5 protein-coding genes and 1 pseudogene are annotated in these 4,548 nt (G+C 71.0%); 4 read left to right on the top strand and 2 right to left on the bottom strand.

Features of this window, described 5'->3' with window-relative positions:
• Together I5G_RS16800 and I5G_RS16795 are read left to right on the top strand one after the other, a co-directional pair.
• Positions 1–722, top strand: a 722-nt coding sequence (locus I5G_RS16800) for an alpha-isopropylmalate synthase regulatory domain-containing protein (protein WP_026096026.1), incomplete at its 5' end; no start/stop codon positions are given.
• A gap of 18 nt (positions 723–740) precedes the next feature.
• Complete coding sequence (locus I5G_RS16795) at positions 741–1,529, top strand: methyltransferase domain-containing protein (protein ID WP_022880097.1); 789 nt, start codon at positions 741–743, stop codon at positions 1,527–1,529.
• Positions 1,530–1,603: 74 nt separating this feature from the next.
• Here the strand turns inward: I5G_RS16795 and I5G_RS16790 are convergent, their stop codons facing one another.
• Positions 1,604–2,314, bottom strand: coding sequence for an SDR family NAD(P)-dependent oxidoreductase (locus I5G_RS16790; protein ID WP_022880096.1), 711 nt, complete (start codon positions 2,312–2,314; stop codon positions 1,604–1,606).
• Between the two features lie 68 nt (positions 2,315–2,382).
• Here I5G_RS16790 and I5G_RS16785 point away from each other — a divergent pair, with 68 nt between their 5' ends.
• Positions 2,383–2,916 carry a TetR/AcrR family transcriptional regulator gene (locus I5G_RS16785; protein ID WP_022880095.1) on the top strand — a complete coding sequence of 178 codons (534 nt, stop codon included), beginning with the start codon at positions 2,383–2,385 and terminating at the stop codon, positions 2,914–2,916.
• A gap of 69 nt (positions 2,917–2,985) precedes the next feature.
• Here the strand turns inward: I5G_RS16785 and I5G_RS16780 are convergent, their stop codons facing one another.
• Positions 2,986–3,681 carry a trimeric intracellular cation channel family protein gene (locus tag I5G_RS16780; protein WP_022880094.1) on the bottom strand — a complete coding sequence of 232 codons (696 nt, stop codon included), beginning with the start codon at positions 3,679–3,681 and terminating at the stop codon, positions 2,986–2,988.
• Positions 3,682–3,763: 82 nt separating this feature from the next.
• Between I5G_RS16780 and recO the strand changes: the two are divergent.
• A pseudogene (recO, locus tag I5G_RS23160) lies at positions 3,764–4,491 on the top strand (DNA repair protein RecO).
• Positions 4,492–4,548 lie beyond the last annotated feature (57 nt).

The raw sequence follows: 4,548 nt of genomic DNA, 5'->3' as shown, positions 1-4,548 counted from the left end.
CATCAGGATGCCATCAGAAAGGCTTCGAGGCGATGGAGGCCCGCGCGCCGCGGGAGGGCAAGCACGTCGACGACATCGAGTGGGCGTCCCCGTACCTGCCNATCGACCCAAGGGACCTGGGCCGTTCGTACGAGGCCGTCATCCGCGTGAACTCGCAGTCCGGCAAGGGCGGCGTCGCGTACCTGCTGAAGGCCGACCACGCGCTCGACCTGCCGCGCAAGCTGCAGATCGAGTTCTCCGGCGTCGTGCAGGCCCGCACCGACGCCGAGGGCGGCGAGGTGTCGAGCGCCCAGATCTGGGACATCTTCACCGACGAGTACCTGCCCACCACCGACGACGACCAGCGCTGGGGCCGCTTCGAGCTGCTGTCGACGCGCTCGTCGAGCGACATGTCCGGCGATGTCTCGCTCGACGTGACGCTGCGCGACGGTGAGTCGGTCCAGCCCGCATCGGCGGTCGGCAACGGCCCGGTGGCGGCGTTCCTCGAGATCGTGCGGGCACAGGGCTTCGAGGTGACGCTGTACGACTACGTCGAGCACGCCCTCAGCTCCGGCGGCGATGCGCAGGCGGCGGCGTACATCGAGCTGCAGGTCGACGACCAGCGCCTGTGGGGCGTCGGCATCGACAACGACATCTCGACGGCGTCGCTCAAGGCGATCGTCTCGGGCGTCAACCGCGCCATCCGTACGCGTCAGCGCTCCGGCGCCCTGGCCGGCGTCTGATCGTCTGAGGTCCTGACCGTGGCTTACGCCCACGGACACCACGAGAGCGTGCTGCGTTCCCACGCCGCACGGACCGTCGCCGATTCGGCGGCCTACCTGGTGTCCTCGCTGTTCGCCGGTGCCCGCGTCCTGGACGTGGGCGCCGGCCCCGGCACCATCACCGTCGACCTCGCCGACCGGGTCTTCCCGGGCCAGGTCGTCGGGATGGATGCCGCTCCCGACGTCGTCGAGATCGCGCGCGCCGCGATCGGCGACCGCACCAACGTCGAGTTCCGCGTCGGCGACGCGTACGCCCTCGACCTCCCCGATGCCTCGTTCGACATCGTCCACGCCCACCAGACGCTTCAGCACCTCGCACGACCCGTGGACGCGCTGCGGGAGTTCCGGCGGGTGGCGGGCCCCGACGGCCTGGTCGCGGCGCGCGACGTGGATTACGGCGGGGTGATCTGGCATCCACGGATCCCGGCACTCGACGAGTGGCTCGCGCTCTACGACGCGGTACACCGTGGAGTGTCGGGCGAGCCGAACGCCGGCCGCGTCCTGAAGGCGTGGGCGCGCGAAGCCGGGTTCACGCGGATCGAGGCGAGCGCGAGCGTGTGGGTGTTCGACACCCCTGAGAAGCGCGCGTGGTGGGGCGGGATGTGGGCCGACCGGGTTCTCGCATCCGCGTTTGCCGGGCACGCCCGCCGACTCGGCCTGGCCGACGACGCGCCGCTCCACCGCATTTCGGATGCCTGGCGCGAGTGGGCCGCCGACCCTGACGGCTGGATCCTGCTCCCGCACGGCGAGATCCTCGCGCGGGGGTGATCGATGCGTGAGGGGTCAGGATTTGTCGCCCAGGGGCATCCGAAGCGACGATCCCTGACTCCTCACGCGGTCGTTCACCAGGGGACCGGGGTGCCGGTGCGGTCCAGGAAGCGCAGACCGGGTGCGCCCCGCTGCGCCTCCACGGTGTCGATGAGGGGCGGGATCGCCTCGTCGATCTCGAGGCCCGCGCCGGCACCGCCCATGTCGGTGCGGATCCATCCGGGGGCGAGCAGCAGAAGGGCGCGCGAGTCGTCAGCGTGACGGGCGGCGAAACTGCGCATCAGCTGGTTCACCGCCGCCTTCGACGCGCGGTACACCTCGAACCCGCCCGACGTGTTGTTCGTGATGCTGCCCTGTCCCGACGACAGGACGGCGATCGTTCCGGTCTCGGCGACGAGCGGGTGCAGCCTCTCGACGACACGCATCGCCCCGAGCGCGTTCGTCGCCATGGTCAGAGCGAAGTCGTCGTCGTCGATGTCGGCCGCCGCCTGCGTCCGAGGGGCGAGCGAGATTCCGGCGACCACGAACAGCAAGTCGAACGTGCGGCCTTCGAGGCGTTTCGCCAGCGCGGTGATCGACGCGCCGTCGGCGATGTCGACGTGCTCGAACTCGACACGGTCGGGCGCGGCGTCCCGCACCGCCCGAAGCGGCTCCGGGACCTCCCCGCGCACGGTCGCGACGACCCGTGCACCGCGTTCGACGTAGGTCCGGGCAATCGCGAGGCCGAGACCGCGCGAGGCGCCGACCACGAGGACCGACCGGTGGGACAGGGGCGTGTGTGTCATGGCATCCTCCACTCAACAAGTGATGAGTGAAACTGTACGCCTTCGCTCATCACTTGTAGAGTGAACTCATGGACGTCACAGTTTCCCGCGCGGAGAAGCGCGCGGCGACGGCGGAGCGCATCCTGCGCGCGGCCCGCGCGGAGTTCGGCGACCGGGGGATGGACGGGGCGACCATCCGCGGGATCGCCGCGCGCGCGGGGATCGATCCCTCCCTGGTCCTCCAGCACTACGGCTCGAAGGCCGCGCTGTTCGCGCTCGCTGTCGAACCCGTGGCCGACCTCGGCGACGGCGACGTCAAGTCCCACCTGAGCGACGTGCTCGACGTTCGCCTCCGCGAACTCGACCCGGCCACACGCGCGCTGTTGCGGTCGATGCTGACGTCGCCGGACGCGGCTCAGGCTCTGCGCGCACACCTCGAGAACCGCGCAGACGCGCTCGCGGACGGCCGCGGTGACGAGGGGCGGGTTCGCGCAGCGATCCTGGTCTCGAGCATCCTGGGCGTCACCATCGCCCGCCATTTCCTCGACCTGCCCGCGCTCCGCGACGTCGACGGCGACGAGGCCGCGCGCATCCTCGGCGCGCTGCTCGAACGGCCCGCGTGAGTCGCCAGGATTTGTCGCCTGGAGGCACGACCAAGCGACAAATTCTGGCGACTCACGCGAAACCGCGGATTACGCGTCGTCGTCGCGGATGATCGGGATGCCGGTCGTCTCCACCGCGACCTTGCGGCGGTGCAGCTTCCGCTGCTCGGGGAGCGACACGTCGAACAGCACCGCGAGCACGCGGATCACCGTCGTCACGACGACGCCGATCACCGCGGCGACCGGGAGCGGCACACCGAACGCGGCGGCGGTCGCGAGGACCGCGCATCCGCCGCCCGCGGCCACGGCGTAGAGCGACCCGACGTGCATGATCGCGACGGGGAGTCCCATGAGCACATCGCGCAGCACGCTGCCGCCCGCCGCGGCGACGACGCCGACGAACACCGCCGGCACCGGGGGCAGCCCCACCGCGAGCGCCTTCGACGTGCCGAACGCGCCGAACAGCCCGATCACGACGGCGTCGAGCATGATGATCGCGCGGTTGAGGCGTTGGAAGATTCCCGACAGCAGCATTCCGACGAGGGATGCCACGATCGCGGTGATCAGGTACCAGTTGTTCTGCAACGTCGCCGGGGGCAGACCGAGCAGCAGGTCGCGGATGAGTCCGCCGCCCATCCCGAGCAGGATGCCGATGATCGCGACGCCGAGGAGGTCCAGCCGCCGCTGCCCCTGGAAGCCGGAGGCGAAGAGCGCGCCCTGCACCCCGCCGAGGGCGACGGCGGTGAGGTCGGCCCACAGCGGGATGACGAAGACGGGCGGGTTCACGGCATCCATTCTCCCGGGGAGCGAGCGCGGGGTCGCGCGCGGCGCACCGCCGACTCCCGGGGTCGCGGGCGGATAATGGACTGTGCCCACCTACCGCGACGAAGTCGTGGTCCTGCGTACCCACAAGCTCGGGGAGGCGGACCGCATCGTCACCCTCCTCAGCCGTCGCCACGGCAAGATCCGCGCGGTGGCGAAGGGTGTCCGACGCACCTCGTCGCGGTTCGGGTCGCGGCTGGAGCCGTTCATGGTCGCCGACGTGCAGCTCTACCAGGGCCGCACGCTCGACATCGTGCAGCAGGCCGAGTCGCTCGGCGCGTACGGCGCCGACATCGCGCAGCACTACGACCGCTACACCACCGCCAGCGCGATGGTCGAGACGGCCGACCGCTTGAATGAGGCCGAAGCGACGCCGCAGCAGTACCTGCTGCTGGTCGGGGGGCTCCGCTCCCTCGCGCGCGGCGACCACGCGGCGCGGAGTGTCCTGGACTCGTACCTCCTGCGCGCGATGGCGCTCTCGGGCTGGGCTCCCGGTCTCGGCGAGTGCGCGCGATGCGGCACGGTCGGCGAGCACGACTACTTCCTCGTCCAGCTCGGCGGCGTCGTGTGCTCCGCCTGTGCACCGGCAGGTTCGCCGCGGGTCGCGCGCGACACCGTCGATCTGCTGCGCGCGCTCATCGCGGGGGAGTGGGACGTGGTGGATGCCGCCCCCGAAGCACCACCGCCGCCGCCTCGGGCCTCGTGCCCGCCTACGCGCAGTTCCACCTGGAGCGCGGCATCCGTTCTCTCTCGCACCTGGAATCGAGTCGATGACCCCGAAGCGTTCACGGCACGCAACGCCGCTCCTTACCGGCTCTCGACTGGACGGGG

The sequence above is a fragment of the Microbacterium sp. B19 genome (assembly GCF_000333395.1).
GTDB lineage: Bacteria > Actinomycetota > Actinomycetes > Actinomycetales > Microbacteriaceae > Microbacterium.
This window is presented reverse-complemented; position numbering and strand designations above follow the sequence as displayed.